Source organism: Bacteroidota bacterium (assembly GCA_018831055.1).
GTDB lineage: Bacteria > Bacteroidota > Bacteroidia > Bacteroidales > B18-G4 > M55B132.
Window position 1 is genome coordinate 1 of sequence record JAHJRE010000220.1, and the last position, 21,694, is coordinate 21,694.

The following is a 21,694-nucleotide window of genomic DNA, read 5'->3' on the forward strand; positions in this document are numbered from 1 at the left end:
AATGAACTTATTCCTCAGCAATTGACGTACAAAAAATGTTAACTCTTCCGGGGAGCTTTCCTCCGGGGTATCATGTATCCTGTGAAATAACTCAGCTATATCTTTCCGCGATTTGTGCATCGCAGGGGTTACAATATGATAGGGTTTTTCCCCCGCAATTTGTACTATGTACTCACCAAGATCCGTCTCCAGCGACTCAATCCCGTTCTTCGTAAGAAGATCATTTAATTCTATCTCTTCGGTGATCATCGATTTCGACTTCACGATGAAACGGGCTTCCTTCCTGTTTGCAATATCCAGAACATATTGCGCTGCTTCTTTTGCATCACCGGCAAAAAGTACCTTTCCTCCCTGCTTCTCAAAATTCTCCCTGAAATCAATAATGTGCTTGTCAAGATTCTGTAATACCCTGAGTTTTATCTTCGAAGCCCTTTCGCGTGCCACCTCTAAATCTGAAAACAATTTCTTTCCCTTCTCAACAGCCTGGTCGTATTTCGACATATTGTACCGGATCTTTCTCCGGTGCTCTTTATCAAATGCAACCTTTTCTGCAGCGATATCAAATTGCTTCTGCCTGTCACTCATAGTCTTTGTCTGCTACTGTATCCTCGAAATCTTTTCTACCCGCTGTGTATGCCTCCCTCCTTCAAACTCTGTCTGCAGAAAGATCATGGTCATTCTCCAGGATTCTTCAAATTCAACAAATCGTCCCGGTAACGACATAACGTTTGCATCATTGTGCATACGAGCCAGTCTTGTTTGCTCCGCATCCCAACATAATGCCGCCCTGACATTAGGATACTTGTTTGCCGTCATTTGTGCACCATTTCCACTCCCACAGATAATTATTCCCCTTTCACATTCACCCTGATCTACCGATTTCGCCAATGGATGTATATAATCAGGATAATCTACACTCTGCTCCGAATAACATCCGTAATCCTTAACTACATATCCGCTATCGCTCAACTTCTGCTTTAGAAATTGCTTCATGGGAAATCCAGCATGATCGCTGGCAATGCATATTAATCCTGAATTTTCGTCCATTGTTAATAATTTTTCTTCCAAAGTTATGGATTTTATCATTTGGAAATTTTACAGCGTTGTTTTTCAGTGTACTTTAAAATACCTTATTTTCGCCCTAATGTCATAACATTTTAAAATTCAGGATACCATGATTTATAAACATTGTTTTGCTGCTTCTTGTTTATATTAGTTAGGAACAATGAGACAAAAGTCTATGTTGAACAGGTTTCGGTTTTTTAACAGGATTTTATTCTTTTTTTTGAATAGTCTTTTCCTGTTTCTTAACAAAACCGTAACCTCAATTTTGGTATGATTTGTTAACCTCTAATGATTTTAACAATGTGTTGAAACTATTCTTATACACTCAAAAACAATAATTTACATTCTCAATACCTCTTAATCAGATGTTAATAATTCTGTATAAATCGCCTTGTCAAGAAATACATAAAAAAGTTATCAGGTTTATCAACAAAACATTATTAAATAATAATATTTTTAAAAAATACATTATATATGAAAATTAGAAAGCGATAATTACAAGTTACAAGTTACAGGTTACAGGTTGCAACTCTCTACTCAATGCCCTCACTCAAACTACCTGTATCCTGCAACCTGCAGCCTGCAACCCCATATTAAAAGTTCCGATGCTAAATTAAATCAACAAGACAATAAACAGATTAACAATGGACTATAAAAAAGAGTTTCTAAAACTAAAAGAAGAAAAAAATGCTGTTTTACTGGCTCATTACTATCAGATACCAGAAATTCAGGATATAGCAGATTTTGTGGGTGATAGTCTGGGACTTGCGCAAAAGGCTGCAACTACAACAAAAGATATCATTGTTTTTGCGGGAGTTCACTTTATGGCTGAGACTGCTAAAATACTGAATCCGGGAAAGAAAGTATTTTTACCCGATTTAGAAGCGGGTTGTTCTCTTGCCGATTCTTGTCCTCCGGAACAATTCAGCAAATTCAGGAAAAAGTATCCCGATCATATAGTTATTTCTTATATAAATTGTACGGCAGCTATAAAAGCTATGTCGGATGTAATATGTACATCCGGAAATGCAGTAAAAATCGTTGAGTCATTTCCTTATGATCAAAAGATCATTTTTGCACCGGATAAAAATCTGGGAGGGTATATAAATAAAGTAACAGGAAGAAATATGATTTTATGGGATGGTACATGCGAGGTTCATGACATCCTGGAAACAGAAGCCGTTATAAAGATAAAAATGGAAAATCCGGATGCTAAACTGATCGCTCATCCTGAATGCAAAGCACAGGTATTGGAAATAGCTGACTTTATTGGTTCTACAACCGCTTTGCTGAAATATACCACTCATGATGTCTCGAAAAAATACATCGTTGCTACGGAAACAGGTATTTTGCATCAAATGAAGAAAGAATCACCTGAGAAAGAGTTTATCATTGTTCCTACAAACGAAACGTGTTCATGTAACGATTGTCCTTATATGAAACTGAATACAATGCAGAAATTGTATCTTTGTCTGAAAAATGAGAAACCGGAGATCTTCCTGGAAGAAGATTTAATGCGGGCTGCAGAAAAACCGATTAATAGGATGCTTGATATTTCAAAAAAAGCGGGACTAATCTAACAATGTGGGAAAAATGAAATACTTTATCCTGATTTTTCTCTTATGTTTTGTTCTTGAAGCCATAGGTCAACAAGAGATTGATCCAGACGGGTACAGTAAATTCTATCATCCCAATGGAATGATTGCCAGCGAAGGTACTTTACGTGGAGGAAAGCCCGATGGTTATTGGAAAACCTATAATGAAAAGGGAATATTGGTTTCAGAAGGTAATCGGAAAAATTATCTCATTGATAGTACCTGGAAATTTTACGATGACCAGGGTAATCTGAAAATGATAATTAATTATCAGGAAGGCAGAAAAAATGGCTCCAGGGTTACTTACCGTGAAAATGAAATAATCGAAGAAAATTTTTTCGATGACCGTAAAGAAGGGATAAGTACATATTATTATCCCGGAGGGAAAATACATAAAACAATATTCTACCAGGATGGTCTGGAAGAAGGTATTGCCAGGGTTTACGATACAACCGGCAACATTATTGAACTGATTACCTATAAAAAGGGTTTTATAACAGACAGGGAAAGAATCAACCGTTACGACGCAAACGGACATCGCCACGGCAAGTGGAAGTTTTTTTATGAAAGCGGAGCCCTGAAAACGGAAGGGACCTACAAACATGGTATTAAACATGGGTATTTCAAAGAATATGATGAATCAGGAGGGTTAATCTCAGCGGCAAAATTTCAGGAGGGGGAAAAGCTTACCAATGTTCAGGAACTCAAACCCCTTGATGTGAAAACGGAATACTATCCAAGCGGTAAAGTAAAAATTCAAGCCACCTACAAGGATGATAAACCGGAAGGTGTATGGCGGGAATATAATGAGGAAGGTGAGATAGAAAAATCATTCATTTTCAAAAATGGTGTAGTCATCGGAGAAGGTATAATCAGCGAAAAGGGTGAAAAGAATGGATTTTGGAAAGAGTTCTTTGACAATGGCATCCTGAAGGCTGAAGGAAACTATGACAAAGATATCAGGACAGGCAAATGGGTCTTTTACCATGATAACGGAAAAATTGAACAAACCGGTGTTTATGATGATACGGGTAAACCGGAAGGTGATTGGAGATGGTACTATCCTTCCGGGTTGTTGTTGAGGGAGGAGACTTTCAGAAATGGTTTATCGGATGGCATCATGACCGAATACGATGAAACCGGCAATATTATTACCCAGGGAAGTTATTTGCGGGGAAATGAAGAAGGATTCTGGTTTTATGAGCTTGGTGATCATCGTGAAGAAGGGGAATATCTCGATGGCATGCGCGACGGGGGATGGAAATATTTTTATCCCGACGGAACCCTGGCTTTTAAGGGACGTTTTGTGGAAGATAATCCTCACGGCGAACATATATATTACTGGATGAACGGGAATAAACGCGATGAAGGTTATTACGTTATGGGGCGAAAACAGGGTCAATGGACCAGCTACAACATGGATGGTACACCTTTCATCGTAATTACCTATGAAAATGGTGTTGAAAAGAAATACGACGGTATCCGAATAACACCGGAATATAATCCTGAAGATTTTGAATGAAGTATTATCTTTGCGAACCCAAACCATAAAACACAGGAGGAAAATCATGTTAAAAAAACTGACTTTTATTTTAGTAGCAGCAGCCTTATTGGCAGCATGCGGAGGTAACACAGGTGTTAACCAGGAAACCGCGGTTGTAGAAGAAACCGTAGTCACGGAGCCTGTAATATTGGAAGTTAACAGTTTTCAGGAAAAAGCTGAAGGACTGGTAGGACAGGAAATCACGATCGAAGGCATTGTAGTACATGTTTGTAAGCATGGTGGACAGAAAATGTTTATCACCGCTGACAATCCCGACATCAGTGTTAAGATCACCCCTGCAGAGGGAATGGCTGCTTTTGTACCCGAACTCGAAGGTAGCCCGATCATTGTAAAAGGTATCGTGCAGGCTATCGAAGAAGAAATGCCGGCAGAGGAAGAAGGAGAGGGACATGAGCAGGATGAAGCACATGAAACTCAATATCACAAGCCCCAGTATTCTGTTTCTGCCGTTGAATTCACCATTAAAGAAGCGCCTGCAGCTGAAGAACCCACAGAAGCCGAGCCGGAGAATAACTAATCAAACGTATGGCCTTTAAGTGGAGAAAATGGGTTAGGGTCACCCATCGTGATCTGGGATATCTGTTCTTTGGAATGACACTGGTTTATGCGATTTCAGGCATAGCTATCAATCATCTCAACGATTGGAACCCAAATTACAAGGTTACGCGTGAAATGGTGACTCTCGATCTTCCTCCTGCCCCGGAAAGGCAAGATATAATCAACGCCCTCGGGAATATTGGCAGAAAGGAAGAATACAAACAACACATTTTCCCCAACGAAGGATATGTAAAGATTTTTATCAGGAACGGAAGCATCGAAGCCAACCTGGAAACAGGAAAAGGAATTTTGGAGACAATTGAAAAGCGCCCGGTTTTCCGGGCGCTTAATTATCTCCACTATAATCCGGTGAAATGGTGGACATATTTTTCTGATCTATACTCCATTAGCCTGATCTTAATTGCCGTTACCGGCTTATTCATTCTTAAGGGCAAAACGGGTATTACCGGCCGCGGTGCCTGGCTCACAATCCTCGGAATTATTATACCTCTGATCTTTTTATTTATCTATTACCGATGAATGAAATATGGTTCATACTGGCTTTTTTTGCATGGTATGCCCTTTCCCTGGTTGTTGCTGAAAAAACAGGAAAAGCAAGCAAATTAGGAGAAGAGTGGACCTTCTTTCTCAGTTTTATGCTCAGTCCTTTGATTGGTTGGATTGCAGCCAAATGGATAACAGGGAGGAAACTGCGTCATTAAAATAACCCGTTCATCCTTAAAAATCAATTCATCAGATCATCTCAAAATCCATCTGCTTCTTCTGTAAATCAATTTTTTTAACCCTGATGGTTACTTTGTCACCCAGCTTGTATTGATTTCCATGCCGTTGCCCGATAACCCGGTAATTTTCCTCGTCGAGATAATAGAAATCATCATCAAGATCCTGCAGTCTCACCATGCCTTCGCATTTATTCCCGATGATCTCCACGTAAATACCCCATTTGCTTACTCCGCTGATCAAGCCTTCAAACTCCTGACCAATCTTGTCGAGCAGGAACTCAGCTTGTTTGTATTTGATCGAAGCACGCTCGGCCTCTATCGCTTTCCTTTCCATATCGGATGAATGTTCGCACATTTTTTCATAGGTCTCCTGGTTAACGGAGGCCCCATCGTCAAGATACCTTTCCAGAAGACGGTGAACCATCAGGTCGGGGTAGCGCCGGATGGGTGAAGTGAAATGAGTATAATAAGGGAATGCCAGTCCGTAATGGCCAATGTTTTCCGTCGAATATTCCGCCTTGGCCATGGTACGTATCGCAATTGCTTCAATCATGTTTTCTTCTCCCTTACCGGCAATGTCTTTAAACAGCTTGTTAAACGAACGCGCCATGGTTTTCTGGGAACCGGTACTCATACTGTAACCAAGCCGCCCCAGAAACTGAACAAAATTGGCCAGCTTTTCCGGGTTGGGTTCATCATGGATCCTGTAAACAAAAGTCTTTGGTTTCTGCCTGCCTTTCTTTTTGCCAATTAGTTCTGCCACTTTACGATTGGCCAGCAACATGAAGTCTTCAATCAAACGATTCGAATCCTTTTGCTCCTTGATGTATACTCCTATTGGCTTACCGTTCTCATCAAGACGGAATTTGACTTCCTGTGTATGAAAATTGATGGAACCGTTACGAAAACGCTCAGCCCTGAGCTTTGAAGCCAACGAATGAAGAATGGCTATCTCTTCAGCATATTCTCCCTTGCCTTCCTCAATGATCTTTTGCACTTCCTCATAGTTGAACCTGCGATTGGAATGGATCACGGTTTTCCCGTACCATTGACCGATGATATCTGCCTCATCGTTCATCTCAAAAACTGCCGAAAAACAAAGTTTGTCCGTTTGAGGCTGAAGCGAACAAACATTGTTCGATAGTTTTTCAGGAAGCATTGGGATCACCCTGTCGACGAGATATATGGATGTACCCCGCCTGAATGCTTCTTTGTCGATCGAAGTCTCTTTACCCACATAATGCGAAACATCTGCGATATGAACACCAACCTCCCAGTTACCGTTTTCCAGCTTCATTAATGAGATGGCATCATCATAATCCTTGGCATCTTCAGGATCTATCGTGAGAGTAAAAACATTGCGAAAATCCCTTCGCCGGGCGATTTCCCTTTCAGGGATCTCAACAGGAATACGATCCGCGTCTTTTTCAACATCCGCAGGAAATGAAAGCGGAAAATCATATTCTGCCAGGATACTCTGCATCTCAACATTGTTGTCACCAGGAAATCCAAGAACATCAATGATTTCCCCGAAAGGGTTTTTAGAATGTTCCGGCCAGTCGGTGATTTTTGCTATGGCTTTTTGTCCGTTTTTGGCACCAAGAAGCATCTCCCGGGGTATGAAAATATCCACAGGCATGTTCTGACTGTCGGGTATGAGGAAGGCAAAATTCTTATAAAGATTTACAACACCGACAAACTGTTCCTTGTTGCGTTTCAGGATGCCGGTAATTTGTCCTTCCAGCTTTCTTCCTGGCCTCTTTGGGAACAAACGGACACTCACTATATCACTGTGTAAGGCATGACCGGTATTATTCGAGGCAATGAAGATGTCTTCTCCCCCTTCATCCGGTGTAACATAGGCCTTTCCTGTCTGTTTCATATCAACCTTTCCCGAAATGGTAACCGGTGGCGGTGCTATCTCGGCCAGATGCTCGGGATTCATCTTGTATTTTCCGGGTTTAACTTCCAGGATGATCTGATCCTCATACAATTCAAACAGGATGGTACTTACAAGATCTCTTCCGGCCAAATCCTGCCTGTCCAGCCTCGCTGCAACCTGCTTGTAATTAAAGGTTTTTAACGGATTTCCACTGAAGATTTTCAGTATTTCCTTTACCAGTTCTCCCTTCCGGCCCATCGGCCTCCCCGTTCTGCTTTTCTTCTTCTTTCCCATAATAATCGATTTAATAAAATAATACGGTCAACCTCAATAACCCCGGCTTACGTTCCCGACTTGCGTTCCTGACTTGCGTTCCTGACTTGCGTCGGGACAAGCGGGACAAGCGGGACAAGCGGGGCAGGCAATATAACAATATATTATTTCACCCTTTCGGTATCGCCCCAATCAACCTCTTCGTATATTCTGTGCCCGGCTTATCACAAATTTCCTGAGCAAACCCCTCTTCCACTATCTTACCTTCGTGCATAACCATCATGCGGTCCGACATAAACCTGACGACAGAAAGATCATGTGAGATAAATATATAGGTAAAACCAAAATCCTTTTTAAGATCATTCAATAGATTCAGGATTTGTGCCTGAACCGACACATCCAGTGCACTGACCGATTCATCGCAAACGATGAAAGACGGATTAACAGCCAGGGCTCGTGCAATGCAAACCCGTTGCCGTTGGCCCCCGGATAATTCATGAGGATATCTGTCAAAATATTTTGCTTCCAATCCCACCCTCTCAAACAATTCCATGGTTTGTTTCTTTCTCTCACGTTCGTTTTCACAGATACGAAAAACCTTCATAGGTTCAGATACCGCATTTCCTACCGGTAAACGTGGGTTCAGCGATGAATACGGATCCTGAAAAATGATCTGCATCTCTCTGCGCAATGATCGGAGCTCTGAAGCCGAAAGAGTAATAAGATCCTTGCCTTTGTAAATGACCTGTCCTTCTGTTGGTTCATTCAGCCTTAAAATGCTCCTGCCCAGGGTAGTCTTCCCGCAGCCCGATTCACCAACCAAACCAAGTGTTTCGGAAGGATAAACCCCGAAACTTACTCCGTCGACGGCCCGGATAAAATCCCTGGGCCTGCCGAAAAAATCTCTCCTGGCAGGAAACCATGTTTTCAGATTTTTTACTTCCAGGAAAGGCTTTTCTGCATATATAACATTTCTGCGATGCACAAGTTCGCCGGCATCCCTGAAAAATCTTTTGTCGTAATCAAAAGAGTCTTCTTTTTTTTGAGACATGATGAAATCGGCCAATGTGGGAAGCCGTTTATAATTGCGGTCCATCCTGGGCCTGCAAGCCAGAAGTCCTTTGGTATAGGGATGTTCAGGATGATGGAATATCCTGCTGATTTCCCCCGATTCAACCTTTTCCCCATCTTTCATCACGATCACCTGGTCGGCTATCTCCGCGATCACGCCAAGGTCGTGACTGATAAAAATCATCGACATCCGGTATTTTTCCTGCAGGCTTTTCAGCAGATCAAGGATCCTGCGCTGCACGGTGACATCCAGGGCGGTAGTCGGCTCATCTGCGATCAGGATACGGGGATGACAGGAAATGGCCATGGCTATCATCACCCTTTGCTTCTGACCTCCGCTGAGTTGATGAGGATAGGATTTGAAAATACTTTCGGGCCGCGGTAACTGAACCTCGCGGAATAAATCCATGACAAAGCTCCTGGCTTCGCGTCGCCCAATATCATTATGCTCCAGTATGGCTTCCATAACCTGCCGTCCGCAGGTGATCACCGGATTCAATGAAGTCATCGGTTCCTGGAAGATCATGGAAATATCCTTTCCGCGGTATTTTCGAAGTTCTTTCTCAGGAAGTTTCCTGAGATTGGTTGGTAATGTGTTTTCCCTCCTGTAAAGGATCTCTCCCGAAACAATCCTGCCCGGCGGTGAAGGGATCAGGCCCATGATGGAAAGAGAAGTTACCGACTTACCCGATCCGCTTTCTCCTACGATACCAAGTACGGAACCTGCCTGCAGATTGAAGGAAACATTTTTTACCGCGGTAGAATAACCATTCTCGTCACGGAAATCTATCGATAGGTTGCGTATTTCCAAAACCAGATCATTCATTGATAGCGCAGAATTTTATCAAACCTACAAAAAAAAATCGAGGCGCTTAGGGAATAATTCGACCTCCCGGGGAACTAATAAGAAACGTTTAATCGCATCAATATGCTTTCATGGATAAAAGATTTCCTTTTTCTGTTCTTTCCCAGGCTTTGCCTGGGATGCGGAAGAGCCCTTTTCAGACACGAAATCCTGCTTTGCCTGAAATGCCTGTGTCGCTTGCCGGAAACACAGTTTCATATGTTTGAAGGCAATCCGGTTGAAATGGTCTTCTGGGGCAGGGTAGACATTGAAAGAGCTGCATCATTCCTGTTTTTTAATAAAAAAGGAATAACACAGACCTTGCTGCATGCTCTGAAATATAAAAAATGCAGAGAAATAGGTTTTTTTCTGGGAGAAACGTATGGAGAAAGATTGAAAGTATCCAATACCTTTACCATGGCCGACATGATCATCCCGGTACCCCTTCACCCGAAAAAACTCTATCGGCGGGGATATAACCAAAGTGAGATCATCGGAAACGGATTGTCAAAGGCTCTTCAAATTCCTTTGAAAACCGGTATCCTGTTAAGAAATACCAACAACCCAACCCAAACCCGCAAAAACCGCTTCCAACGCTGGAAAAATGTTGAATCAATTTTTTATGTCCATCAGCCCGAAGATTTATCAGGAAAACACATCATCATCATCGACGATGTTCTTACTACCGGAGCTACCCTCGAAGCCTGCATACATGCTCTGAAAGATTCAGCAGAAGTCAAAATAAGTGTGCTTACTTTGGCTTATGCATGGAAATAGTAGTGTTAAAAATAATCGCATTACTTTCTTGTGTAAATTAACTTGAGTAATTTTATATCCTGACTTGTTTATAATTTCAAGGTATTTTTATCAGGAAATTGAACTTAATACTTAATATAATGAAACATATTGAATATATAATTCTTATTGTATTGGTATTTTTTATATGCCAAACAATTACCTTAGCTCAGAATGACAGTATTCCCAACAGTGGGTTTGAGGTTTGGATTGATAATCCATTCCTGAATTATGAAGAACCCGAACATTGGAGTACCCCGAATCCGTATACTTCAGTACCTCAGTTTAATATCGTTACTGTTGAAAAAGACTCAATTGATCCTCATTCCGGAGACTATTCAGCCAAATTAACCAGTAAATTCATTGCGAGCGGCCAAATGCCGGGCATAATGACCCTGGGTACCATCACAATTGATCTGATTAATTTCACCGGAGAGATCCGTGGAGGTATACCGTTTAATCAACAACCTGCATTTCTTACGGGTTACTATAAATACAATCCGGTCGATGGGGATACCTGCCTGATTTTGGCACGGCTCTACCGTTTCATTCCGGCAAAAGGCAAACAGGACCTTCTTGCTCTCGCGACTTTCAGGTCTGACGTAGATACTTCCGAATGGGCTTATTTTTCTGCGCCATTTGTTTATTACAACGATACCATCCTGCCCGACTCCATGAACATTATCATTCTTTCTTCGGCCAATTTTGATGATCCCCGGGTTGGTTCCCGTCTCAGGATTGATGATTTAAAGATTGAAGGGACTTTAGGGATTACGGAACCAAATAAACCCTTTGTAAATGTGATTGTTATGCCAAATCCTGCAAGGGATTTTGTAGTGTTTGAACTGGAAATCGCTGTTCGTAACGGACTTTTACTTATTTTTGATACCTACGGAAGAAAGGTTATGTCTGAAAGTTTTACCGGGAAAAAGATAAAAGCAGAAACGCCCTTCTTTTCATCAGGAAGGTATTTTTATCAGATACTGGACAACGGAAACAGCATAAGTAACGGTTCTTTTATTATCAGCAAATAAACCAAAATTCGCGATATGAAACTAAAGAAGTATCTGATTGCCGTGATGGCAATCCTTGCAATTGTTGTGATCGTTATTTCCTGCAAGAAAGATAAGGATGAAGACGAAACCCTCACGGCTCCGTCAGTTTATACCCCCATGCATGTTTATTCGACCTATATGTATGTTTCCTGGAGCAGTCAGAGTGGTATTACGGGTTATCGCATGGATGTTGCCACAGACCCTGCTTTTACGAGCAAGGTTCCCGGTTACGATAATAAAGATGTTGGTGTAAAGAGCATAGCTGAAATTTCAGGACTTGTTCCTGTAACCGATTATTTTATCAGGGTTAAAAGTTATAATGGAAGTAATGAGAGCGGTTATTCGGCAGCAACGAAGGTCACCACGGCCGGTATGGATACTGTACGCAATATGGATTTTGAACACTGGACCCAATATGTAAACTATGCGGAGCCTTCTCCCCATGGTATCTGGGCAACAGCAAACAAGACCAGGGATCTGAACCCTGCACTGTATCCGGCAACCACGGAAAAAACAACAGATGCCGCTTCGGGTCAGTATGCCGCTAAGATGTTTACAGCGCAGGTTACCGGACTTCCCCTCATTACAGGGAATGTTTCCACGGGCGTTTTTAATGTGAACCTCAACGATCCCCTGAAAAGTATGGTGACAGGCGTTCCTTATCGTACCAAACCAACCGGTTTCAAGGGATATTTTAAATATCATCCAGGATATCACGCTACCCGACAGGATTCCTGCGAGATCCGGGCAACATTGTTCCGTTGGGATAAAAATCTTCATGCCAGAGATACTATTGGCGAGGCTATTTACCGTACATCAGATTCGGTTAAGGTGTATACGCAGTTCAATCAGCCATTTGTTTATTACAACGGTAATACTCCGGATTCCATGGAACTGATATTTGCTTCTTCATCAAAAGGTTCTTACTTCATCGGCAATGTCGGAAGTACGCTTTTTGTGGATGGAATTGAGTTGATATTTTCAAAATAATTACCTTTACGGGGCACAATGTAAATTATGAAAACCAGGATTTTTCTGTTTAGCCTGATATTGTTGTCATATAGCGCATTAACCCAGGATTTGGATTATGGGCTGAAAGGTGGATTCAATATAGGTACACCCTATGGTGTTGCTGAAGAAGGCGCCAAAGGCAGCCCGGGTGTGGGCCCCCTGATAGGGATGTATTTTAAATATAACCTGAACAGCAAATGGGCCATTCACGGCGATGTTCATTACAGCTATAAAGGCTCCAGCTTCGATACACCGGTTTCCGGGGATACACTTTACCGTTGGACCGGAACCGTTGGATATCCCCCAAGAGACACTTCTTATTACGTGGAAACAATTTATTCCGGTCGCGTCGACGGTGTTTATGCAAACTGGTATTTCGATATCCCATTATATATTTCCTACAGGATAGGAAAAAGATTTTTGTTGCTGGGCGGTGGACAACTTTCCTATCTCGTAAAAGGTAAAAACAGTGGAACCGCTGATATTATCGTGGGTGATCCTAAGAGTCCGTATACCCACGTTTACGATGAACCCTTCGATCAGAGCCAGGAACTGAACACCTGGGATTACAGCGGCATCTTCGGAACCATCTTCGAAAGCAGCCGCCGGATCAACGTTGGGTTAACAGCCACTGTAGGATTGAGTTCCATCTACAAGAAAAATTACAAATACCTCGACAAAGCTGTCAGAAATATCTACCTCCAGGCTTTTCTTGAGTTTAAAATAAACGGGAAAAGGAATAACTAAAATATCCCCGGCCTTCGCCGGGGCAAGCGGGGCAAGCGGGACAAGCGGGGCAGGCCATATAGCCATATAACCATATAACCCACTAACAATATTTTTTTTATAATTAAAAAATCTGTTTTATCTTTGCCCCCCCATACGGTGCCATAGCTCAGTAGGTAGAGCAACGGACTGAAAATCCGTGTGTCCTTGGTTCGATTCCGAGTGGCACCACAGCCTGATCAAGGATCAGGCTTTTTTTATTCATAAATCATAAATCGTTAATCATCAATCGTTACTCATTAATCCCATATTCTCACCTTCATTGCCCTATTAATTAAAATATATATATTTGTACAGACCAAACCTTAAAAGAGAGGAAGGGACTGGTGTCCCGACTGGTCTTCAAAACCAGCAGCAGACGGATAAAACCGGCTGTGGCAGGTTCGATTCCTGCCCTCTCTGCTAAAATGACTTTCATTGAATGGCGTCAAACAGCGATCTGCTCAGGAATCTGCCCGGTGTCGACAACCTGTTGAAGCAATCTTCAATCTTAGAGCTTTCACAAAAATATAATGCAGACTTAGTAAAGTATTGTATCCGGTCGGTTTTGCGGCATATCCGGGAGGATTTCCGCAAAGGATCTGATATTCCCGGGTTAAACCAGATAATTAGTAAGATAAAGGAAGAAGTTGAGCATCTTGCAGAAAGAAGTCTGAAACGCGTCATTAATGCCACGGGGGTGATCGTTCACACCAACCTGGGCCGTTCCCCTTTCAGCGATGCCTTGATAGAAGAAACTGCCGCTATCCTGAAAGGATATAATAACCTTGAATTCGATCTTGAAACAGGAGAAAGGGAAACCCGCTATTTTCACATTTTAGAAATCCTGAAATATCTCACAGAAGCGGAAGACATTCTGGTGGTTAATAATAATGCTGCTGCAGTAATGATGATACTGCGTGCTTTTGCCAGAAACCGGGAAGTCATTGTTTCCAGGGGTGAATTGATAGAGATAGGAGGATCGTTCAGATTACCGGACATCATGATGGCCTCTGATTGTATCATGAAGGAAGTCGGGACAACAAACAAAACCAGGATACAGGACTATGCCAATGCCATAAATGAGTCAACAGCCCTTCTCTTTAAAGCTCACCGCTCCAACTATGAGATACGCGGATTTACCCAGGAAGCTACTTTACAGGAATTGGTGGCTCTGGGAAAGAAAAATAAGATTCCTGTGATTTATGATATGGGTTCAGGATTATTACGGAAAACAGGCATCCCTGTCCTGGAAAATGAACCAGATGTCAAAGAAACTCTGAATATTGGAGTAGACCTGGTGACATTCAGCGGGGATAAATTACTCGGTGCTGCTCAGGCAGGGATCATCGCAGGAAAACATAAAATGATTGCCATCCTGAAAAAAGAACCCCTGCTCCGCGCCCTGAGAGTTGGTAAGACAACCCTTGCTTTGCTTGATACTTCACTTCGATATTATCTTAACGAGAAAATCCTTCTGGAAAAAAACAATGTTTTCCGTATGATGACCATTCCCAGGGAAAAGCTGCAAAGGAAAGCTGAAGATTTACATCAACTTCTTGCCGGGTATGGTATTTCCTGCGAATTGGTTGAAAGTCAGGCCTGGTGCGGAGGTGGGGCACTTCCGGGTGAATCTATACCGAGTTTGGCTGTTCGTTTATTGGCACCGCAAAATTTTGGCAGACAAAAATCCTCTTTTGCTGAATTGATGCATGCAAAGCTCATGGCCCAGCCTCTTCCCATTATAGGAATATTGAAAAAAGGCATGCTCGACCTGGATATTCTGACGATAGATGATAAAGATATCCCGGAAACAGCAAAAGCTGTTCATGCTGCTTTTAACTCCATTTCCCGCTCATGAAACACCTGATTCTTGGAACAGCAGGCCATATCGACCATGGTAAAACCGCACTGGTTAAAGCACTTACCGGCTATGACTGCGATACACACAAGGAAGAAAAAGCCCGAGGTATAACCATAAACCTTGGTTTCACACACCTTGACCTTCCCGCAGGTGAAACATTGGGTGTGGTGGATGTCCCTGGTCATAAAGATTTTATTAAAACAATGGTTGCCGGGGCTTTCGGTATTGATATAGCCCTTCTCATTGTTGCTGCGGATAGTGGGATAATGCCCCAAACGGCAGAGCATGTAAAAATTATCGAAATGCTCGGAGTCCACAATGCCATTGTTGCCCTCACGAAAACCGATCTGGTGGATAAAGAGATGGAGGACCTGGCCCGCCTTGAGATCATGGAATTCCTGGAAGGAACCTCATTGGAGAATTCCGAGATCATTGGGGTTTCTTCATTGACAGGAAACGGGCTGCCGGAGCTCATCCAGGCACTGGACAATATGGTTGCAGGGATAGACAAACAACAAAAAGATGAAAATTTCCGGCTTTATATCGATCGTTTGTTCAATGTTAAAGGTTTGGGATATGTGGCTACAGGAACCGTCATTAATGGAAAGATCAGTGAAGGGGAAGAAGCCTTCCTTCTTCCCGGAAAAGGTAAAAAGATCAGGATCAAGGGAATTGAAAGGCATGGCATACAGGTAAATACAGTTTGCAAGGGCGACAGGGCAGCCCTTAACCTGTCAGGGATCAAACAGGAAGAATTCCGGAGGGGAATGATCCTTTCAGGTCAAAACCTGCCTGAAACAAAAATGGTGGATGCCCTGGTTTCCTTTTTTGATCATAAAGTACATACCGGTGTCTGGTCGGATGTTATGTGCTATTCAGGGACTTTTGAGTGTGCTGCCCGTATGCATCTTCTTGATAAGGACATACTCAGACCCGGGGAAGCAGCACTGGTGCAGCTCCACCTAAAAGAACCGGCCATCCTGATGAATAAAGATAAATTCATCCTGAGAAACTCTTCTAACGATCTTACTCTTGGTGGAGGCACCATCCTGGATAACCAACCCCTGCACCACCGGAAAAGAACAAAAACACTTATCGAAAACCTCACCGCCCTGATGCAGGCTTCTTTAAACAGCGAACGGATTTATGAGATAGCACTCATTGAACTCCTGAAGGAAAACCAACCTGTCCTTGCGGCTCAGTTGTCTTCCCGTCTTGCAATTCCTGAAGAAGAACTTATACAGGAATGTCTTGACAGTGATCGTACTGAAATTCTATTATACCGGAACGACAGTGATAATTTATTGGTTCACAGGAACGTATATCTGAGGATTAAAGAAAATGTTCTTACAGAACTGAAAACCTGGCATGGAAAATATCCGCTTCTTTCCCATGGAATGGACGAAAGGGAATTGGCAGGAAAAATGGGTTATTCGGGAAACTCATCCGGTCAATTGCTACTATCCAAAGTTTTACAAGACCTTCTGGAGAGAAAACTAATCCGGAAACATGATCAAACCTGGGTTTTGGCAGACCATAAGGTAAATCTGGACCCAAAAAGCAGGGAACAGATATCCTGGCTGGAAACGAAAATCAAATCCTGGCAAATGGAAAAACCAGCCCTGAACGAGATTGAATCTGCAGCCAGAGAAAACAAAATAAGTGGGGAAAAACTAAAAATGTATTTAACATTCCTATCTGATAATGGAAAGATCTATTATAAAGGGGAGGACATTATCCATATTGATATCCTCAACAAATGCAGAACAACCCTGCTTAAAGATCTCATTACCAAAGAAAAGGGAATCAACGAAAAAGAATTCCGTGAACTGATCAACGGAACCAAAAAAATGGTCCAGCTTCTTCTGACCATTTTCCTGTCAGAGAATATCATTCGCAAAGAAACCTTCTATATTCACATTTCCCCACAAGGGAAAAACTTACTTCAGGCCAATAATATATAAACTAAGAAGTTTTAAAATACGGTCACGCCTCCCCTCTCCTTCAGGAGAGGGGCCGGGGGTGAGGTGGTGTAATCAGAGAGTTGCCGGTGTTGAGGTGGTACGGTCAGCGTGTTGCCATGGCTGAGGCATTGTACTTTACGAAACTTCAGGATTTTATTTAGATCAAAACTAAATAACACGCACACAGGAAAATATGTATTTAAATATCTGAGTGTTTATATTAAATTTGCTTTCTTTGAGTAACTAAATAAACGAAAAATGAAAAGAGTATTTTTTACGCTTACTATTGTAGCGCTCACATTCTTCTCTTTTTCACAGCAGGTTCCCCGCAACATGGTAATCCATGAGCAGGGAACAGGCCTGTGGTGAGGCTACTGTCCAGGCGCAGCACTTGGAGCTGACGACCTGATCGCCAACGGTCACAATGTGGCAGCTATTATGTACCACGATGGTGACGCCTATGCAAATGCTTATTCTGCCGCCCGTATCAGCTATTATGCTATATCCGGTTTCCCAACCGCCAAATTTGATGGCGTGGAAACAGTTGTCGGTGGAAGTTCCTCCTCCAGTATGTATTCCAGTTACTTACCTAAGGTGAATGCAAGAAATGCCATTCCCTGTAATTATACAATTGGGATTTTCGGAGAAAATACTTCAGGGCTCAATTATAGCATGGTCCTTGATCTCGACCAGGTTGCAGGTACACCGGTTTCAAACCTGATAGCTCATCTGGTGATCACCGAATCCGGCTTTCCGGTTTCCTGGGGCATGGTTACAGTGGCTAATTATGTTTGCCGGATGATGGTTCCGGATGCTAACGGTACACCCATTAGTTTTTCATCCAATACTGCCATTGACCTGAGCCTTTCGTTCACACTGGATCCTACCTGGAATGTTAACGAACTCGAACTGGTTGCATTCATCCAGAACAACACTTCAAAGGAAGTTCTTCAGGGAGCTAAAGTTGCTCTCACTGCTCTGCAACCTTTCCATGCAACGGCTTATTTTTCTTCCAGCGATTCAACAGTTTGTGAAACCAATACCGTGCAGTTTTACGACAATTCCCTTGGGAATATCGTTAGCTGGAACTGGACTTTCGAAGGAGGTAATCCCTCTACGTCAACACTTGAAAATCCGGTTGTTACATATAACTCCCACGGTGTATATGATGTTCAGTTAATTGTTAGCGATGGAGCTTACATTGACACACTGGATCAAACCAATTACATGACCGTCAGATCTATCCCCGCTCAGGCCAACACTCCCGTGGGTCCGGCCGGAACATGCGAAGGTATGTCGTTTGAATATACTACGGATCCTGTACCCTACGCCACAAACTACACCTGGATGGTTACTCCGTCTAACGCCGGTAATATGACAGGAAACGGGACAACCGGAACATTTAATGCTTATACAGGATGGCTTGGCAATTACACCATTACTGTGCGCGCAGAAAATGAATGCGGTGACGGAACGTTTTCCTCAGGATTTGTCGGCACATTAAACCATACCCCTTATACATACCAGATTTCCCAGGGCGGTGGCTATTGTGAAGGTGATCCTGGTATTGAGCTGAAATTGTTTGACTCCGAAGTTGGCATTGATTACGAAATCTACATAGATAATGATCCAACCGGTATTATTATGACCGGTACAGGTGATACTTTGGATTTTGGTTATCAAACCGATGAGGGTATTTATACCATTGTTGGTTATACAGATGTTTGCAGCAACGAAATGATCGGAAATGCCTGGATACATATGCTGGAAAATCCCGGACAAGCTGCTACACCTTCTGGTCCTGAACAAGCCTGTAACGATGAAGAATCAGCATACAGCACCACAGGAGCTAATAACGCCACTACCTATAACTGGTATATTAATCCTGCCGAAGCAGGTACTCTTGCCCCCAATGGCAAAAATGTTACGGTAACCTGGAATGCCTCATGGTCAGGAACAGCTTCCTTGTCCGTTGAAGGAGGAAATAACTGTGGTATAGGCCAGCTTTCCAATGCATATAACGTTGAGGTCTTTGAAACTCCTGATCCTCAGGTATCCGGACTGACTCTTGTCTGCAATGATGAGGTTGCCGATTACTCCACACCGGATAACTCCGGTAGCACCTACGACTGGGTGGTTGAAGGCGGCGACATTATTGCCGGAACCGGAACCCATTCCATCACCGTTGAATGGGGTGACCCGGGAACAGGATATATCACGGTTACTGAGGAAAATGCCGATGGCTGCTCCACCGTTTCCGAAACGTATATAGTGACAATCGACGATTGCACCGGTCTTGAAGAACTTCTTGCAGGAAGCATCCGCATCTATCCGAACCCTGCCTCCGGTTCCATTAATGTCAGCATGAATCTCCAGGCCGATACGGAAATGAATATCATCATGATGAACCAGCTTGGTCAGGTTGTTATGGAAGCTACCGAAAAAGTAGTTGCCGGCAACCAGGTCATGAAATATGATATTTCCACTTATCCTGAAGGAATTTATACGCTAAGGCTCTCCGACAATAAAGGAGAAACCGTACAACAGAAATTTGTGAAGGTCCGGTAAGAAACGAAAATTGAATAACAGGAAAAGGTTGCCAGATAATGGCAACCTTTTTTTATAGCCTTAAACCAGGATCCTGACTTCGGATGTATTCCAGAATCTCTTTACCCGTTTCCGAAGCAACCTGTAAAAGATCATAATCTATCGTATGATTATTTAAATATTGCAGGATCAACTGATCCGATCCGTTTTCTCCAGGCAGAATACCGGCAAAAAAGAACCCCATGGTTTCAAATTCTTTTGTCATGATCGCTGTGATGGGATCATCCAGTTTAAGAAAAAGGTATACGGTTTCATTTTTCAGGATGCAGGCTCCGCGGAGATTGCGGTAAAGGACCTCCATAACGTCTTTCCCGTATTTTTCAATTTTAATAATCGCAGTCAGTGTTTTTGAATCCCCCGTTGTAGAAATTATCGTTGGCTCTTCCGGAAGCTGAAGGCCTTTGACAGGAAGAACAAATTCCGGTTTTACTTCCAGATGATCATAAATTTTTCTGAGTATCTCCCGGTGTTGTTCCGGAGTGTAAATAATATGACGCTCTGGTTTTATCAGATAATAATACATAATGGCAAAACTCTCACGCTGTATCTTCTTCAATTCAATTCCCTTATATGTCCTTTCCATTAAAGTGGATAGCAGGATGGCGGTGTTTCTGAAATTATATTTCAGGATGGCCTTCTGTGAAAACGGGTGCGCTGTAACACATTGGACGTACAAACCATGAAATCCCCATTTAACAGAATCTTCCATAATGATTATATTAAAACTATTCAGACAACCCTGTCCTCGGTACCTGGGTTGCGTGAAAGCCATTCCAAGCTCGGGGATGTTTTCCAGCTGCGGACGTTCAAGCGCACAATGTGCGATGATTTCACCTTCATCCGATACGGCGACATAGGATAACATCTTTTCCTGCGAATTTAACTCCCTGACGCGGTCGGGATAATAAACATCATCGTGATAATAGTCATAACCATATGCGCTGTAAGCACAACGGGAAACACCGATAGCCTCATCCGGCTTCATACGTCTGACGGTATATTGAATGCTTCCTGGTGGCAAGGCTTCTTTCTCTTGTTCCTGTTGCATTTCCCTCCGCTCCTCTTCGCTCATCTGATCCTGTATGGCACGGTTGTCGAGATATTTGTAAAGCCTCGTTTCAAAACCCTCCTGCCCAAGGTTATGATAAGATACCTCATCCATACACTGTTTCATTAGGTAGGTTCCCAAACCCCTGCTCAGTAAATCCTTCTCGAGAGTGTTCCTGGTGTATTCATGAATGCGGGTTGGATCAAATGGCATACCTTTACTCTTAATCGTAATCTTTATTCCAAGGGTGTCGGTATCGAATACAATTTGAAAATATGCCTTTTCACCTTCCTGGAAACCATGCTGGATAACATTTGAAACCGCTTCCTCTGTAGCCACTTCCATTTGGGTTATCTCATTTTTATCAATTCTTACGATTTCAGCAATATTTCTTAGTGTTGCCAGTACTACCGGAATCATCATTATGTTGTTTTCTATGGTCAGGATCGTGCGGTTTTCCATACAACATTTTTGTGTTTAACAAATTTCTATACCTAATACATTAATATAAGCACAGGAGTAATCATTAAATTTACAGCAATAATTTGATTTTCAACAAGCCAATGTTGTATTTCTTTTTCAAATTCGCAAGCGTATTAACAAAGTTGCCACGAATACACGAATGAAAGAAATTTTGATTTAAAACTTATTGGTGAGGTGAACTATTCGTACTTAGATGTTTATTCGTGCATTCGTGGCATTTTTAAACTGTTTTATTTGCGGCATTAAGGTTTAAAGTTGCCACGAATGCACGAATGAAAAAAATTTGATTTTACAATTATTGGTGAAGTAAACTATTCGTTCATAGATATTTATTCGTGCATTCGTGGCATTTTTAAACTGCTTAATTTGCGGCATTAAGGTTTAAAGTTGCCACGAATTCACGAATGAAAGAAATTTTGATTTAAAACTTATTGGTGAAGTGAACTATTCGTACTTTCATGTTTATTCGTGCATTCGTGGCATTTTTAAACTGTTTTATTTGCGGCATTAAGGTTTAACGTTGCCACG

The 21,694-nt window shown here is 42.3% G+C and carries 17 protein-coding genes and 2 tRNA genes; 14 read left to right on the forward strand and 5 right to left on the reverse strand.

Annotated elements, in window-relative coordinates; all coding sequences use genetic code 11:
- Together KKA81_14480 and rpiB are read right to left on the reverse strand one after the other, a co-directional pair.
- The coding region (locus KKA81_14480) for an LUD domain-containing protein (GenBank protein MBU2652133.1) at nt 1-585 on the reverse strand (585 nt) is incomplete at its 3' end.
- Between the two features lie 12 nt (nt 586-597).
- A complete protein-coding gene (gene rpiB, locus KKA81_14485) occupies nt 598-1,047 on the reverse strand; it encodes a ribose 5-phosphate isomerase B (protein MBU2652134.1) in 450 nt (149 codons plus the stop codon).
- A 662-nt stretch (nt 1,048-1,709) separates the two neighbouring features.
- On the opposite strand from rpiB, the gene nadA reads away from it, so the two are divergent.
- The 5 genes from nadA to KKA81_14510 are packed head-to-tail and all read left to right on the forward strand — an operon-like array spanning nt 1,710 to nt 5,483.
- Nucleotides 1,710-2,645 carry a quinolinate synthase NadA gene (gene nadA / locus KKA81_14490; protein ID MBU2652135.1) on the forward strand — a complete coding sequence of 312 codons (936 nt, stop codon included), beginning with the start codon at nt 1,710-1,712 and terminating at the stop codon, nt 2,643-2,645.
- A gap of 13 nt (nt 2,646-2,658) precedes the next feature.
- Nucleotides 2,659-4,182 carry a hypothetical protein gene (locus KKA81_14495; GenBank protein ID MBU2652136.1) on the forward strand — a complete coding sequence of 508 codons (1,524 nt, stop codon included), beginning with the start codon at nt 2,659-2,661 and terminating at the stop codon, nt 4,180-4,182.
- Nucleotides 4,183-4,228: 46 nt separating this feature from the next.
- Nucleotides 4,229-4,741, forward strand: coding sequence for a hypothetical protein (locus tag KKA81_14500; protein MBU2652137.1), 513 nt, complete (start codon nt 4,229-4,231; stop codon nt 4,739-4,741).
- A gap of 8 nt (nt 4,742-4,749) precedes the next feature.
- The gene (locus KKA81_14505; protein MBU2652138.1) at nt 4,750-5,301 is read left to right on the forward strand and encodes a PepSY-associated TM helix domain-containing protein; all 552 of its coding nucleotides are present in this window, start codon (nt 4,750-4,752) and stop codon (nt 5,299-5,301) included.
- Nucleotides 5,298-5,483: a hypothetical protein gene (locus KKA81_14510; GenBank protein MBU2652139.1), complete on the forward strand. Its 186-nt coding sequence runs from the start codon at nt 5,298-5,300 to the stop codon at nt 5,481-5,483. The genes KKA81_14505 and KKA81_14510 overlap by 4 nt, the downstream gene beginning before the upstream one ends.
- A 31-nt stretch (nt 5,484-5,514) precedes the next feature.
- Here KKA81_14510 and rnr read toward each other — a convergent pair whose 3' ends face one another.
- Together rnr and KKA81_14520 are read right to left on the reverse strand one after the other, a co-directional pair.
- A complete protein-coding gene (gene rnr, locus KKA81_14515) occupies nt 5,515-7,680 on the reverse strand; it encodes a ribonuclease R (protein MBU2652140.1) in 2,166 nt (721 codons plus the stop codon).
- A gap of 148 nt (nt 7,681-7,828) precedes the next feature.
- Nucleotides 7,829-9,556 (reverse strand): ABC transporter ATP-binding protein, encoded by a 1,728-nt coding sequence (locus tag KKA81_14520; protein MBU2652141.1) that lies wholly within the window; start codon nt 9,554-9,556, stop codon nt 7,829-7,831.
- 102 nt (nt 9,557-9,658) lie between these two features.
- Here KKA81_14520 and KKA81_14525 point away from each other — a divergent pair, with 102 nt between their 5' ends.
- From KKA81_14525 to KKA81_14565, 9 genes are all read left to right on the forward strand, one after another.
- The gene (locus tag KKA81_14525; GenBank protein ID MBU2652142.1) at nt 9,659-10,351 is read left to right on the forward strand and encodes a ComF family protein; all 693 of its coding nucleotides are present in this window, start codon (nt 9,659-9,661) and stop codon (nt 10,349-10,351) included.
- A gap of 119 nt (nt 10,352-10,470) precedes the next feature.
- Entirely contained in the window at nt 10,471-11,403 is a 933-nt protein-coding gene (locus KKA81_14530) for a PCMD domain-containing protein (GenBank protein MBU2652143.1), read from the forward strand.
- Nucleotides 11,404-11,418: 15 nt separating this feature from the next.
- Nucleotides 11,419-12,414, forward strand: a complete 996-nt coding sequence (locus KKA81_14535; protein ID MBU2652144.1) for a PCMD domain-containing protein — start codon at nt 11,419-11,421, stop codon at nt 12,412-12,414.
- Between the two features lie 27 nt (nt 12,415-12,441).
- Entirely contained in the window at nt 12,442-13,182 is a 741-nt protein-coding gene (locus KKA81_14540) for a PorT family protein (GenBank protein ID MBU2652145.1), read from the forward strand.
- A gap of 137 nt (nt 13,183-13,319) precedes the next feature.
- A tRNA-Phe gene (locus KKA81_14545) sits at nt 13,320-13,392 on the forward strand.
- Between the two features lie 139 nt (nt 13,393-13,531).
- Nucleotides 13,532-13,623 (forward strand) — tRNA-Sec (locus KKA81_14550).
- Between the two features lie 19 nt (nt 13,624-13,642).
- Entirely contained in the window at nt 13,643-15,061 is a 1,419-nt protein-coding gene (gene selA, locus KKA81_14555) for an L-seryl-tRNA(Sec) selenium transferase (protein ID MBU2652146.1), read from the forward strand.
- Nucleotides 15,058-17,028 (forward strand): selenocysteine-specific translation elongation factor, encoded by a 1,971-nt coding sequence (gene selB / locus KKA81_14560; GenBank protein MBU2652147.1) that lies wholly within the window; start codon nt 15,058-15,060, stop codon nt 17,026-17,028. Before selA ends, selB begins: the two co-directional genes overlap by 4 nt.
- A 426-nt stretch (nt 17,029-17,454) precedes the next feature.
- Nucleotides 17,455-19,596 (forward strand): T9SS type A sorting domain-containing protein, encoded by a 2,142-nt coding sequence (locus tag KKA81_14565; GenBank protein MBU2652148.1) that lies wholly within the window; start codon nt 17,455-17,457, stop codon nt 19,594-19,596.
- 52 nt (nt 19,597-19,648) lie between these two features.
- Here the strand turns inward: KKA81_14565 and KKA81_14570 are convergent, their stop codons facing one another.
- A complete protein-coding gene (locus KKA81_14570) occupies nt 19,649-21,145 on the reverse strand; it encodes an ATP-binding protein (protein ID MBU2652149.1) in 1,497 nt (498 codons plus the stop codon).
- Between the last annotated feature and the right edge of the window lie 549 nt (nt 21,146-21,694).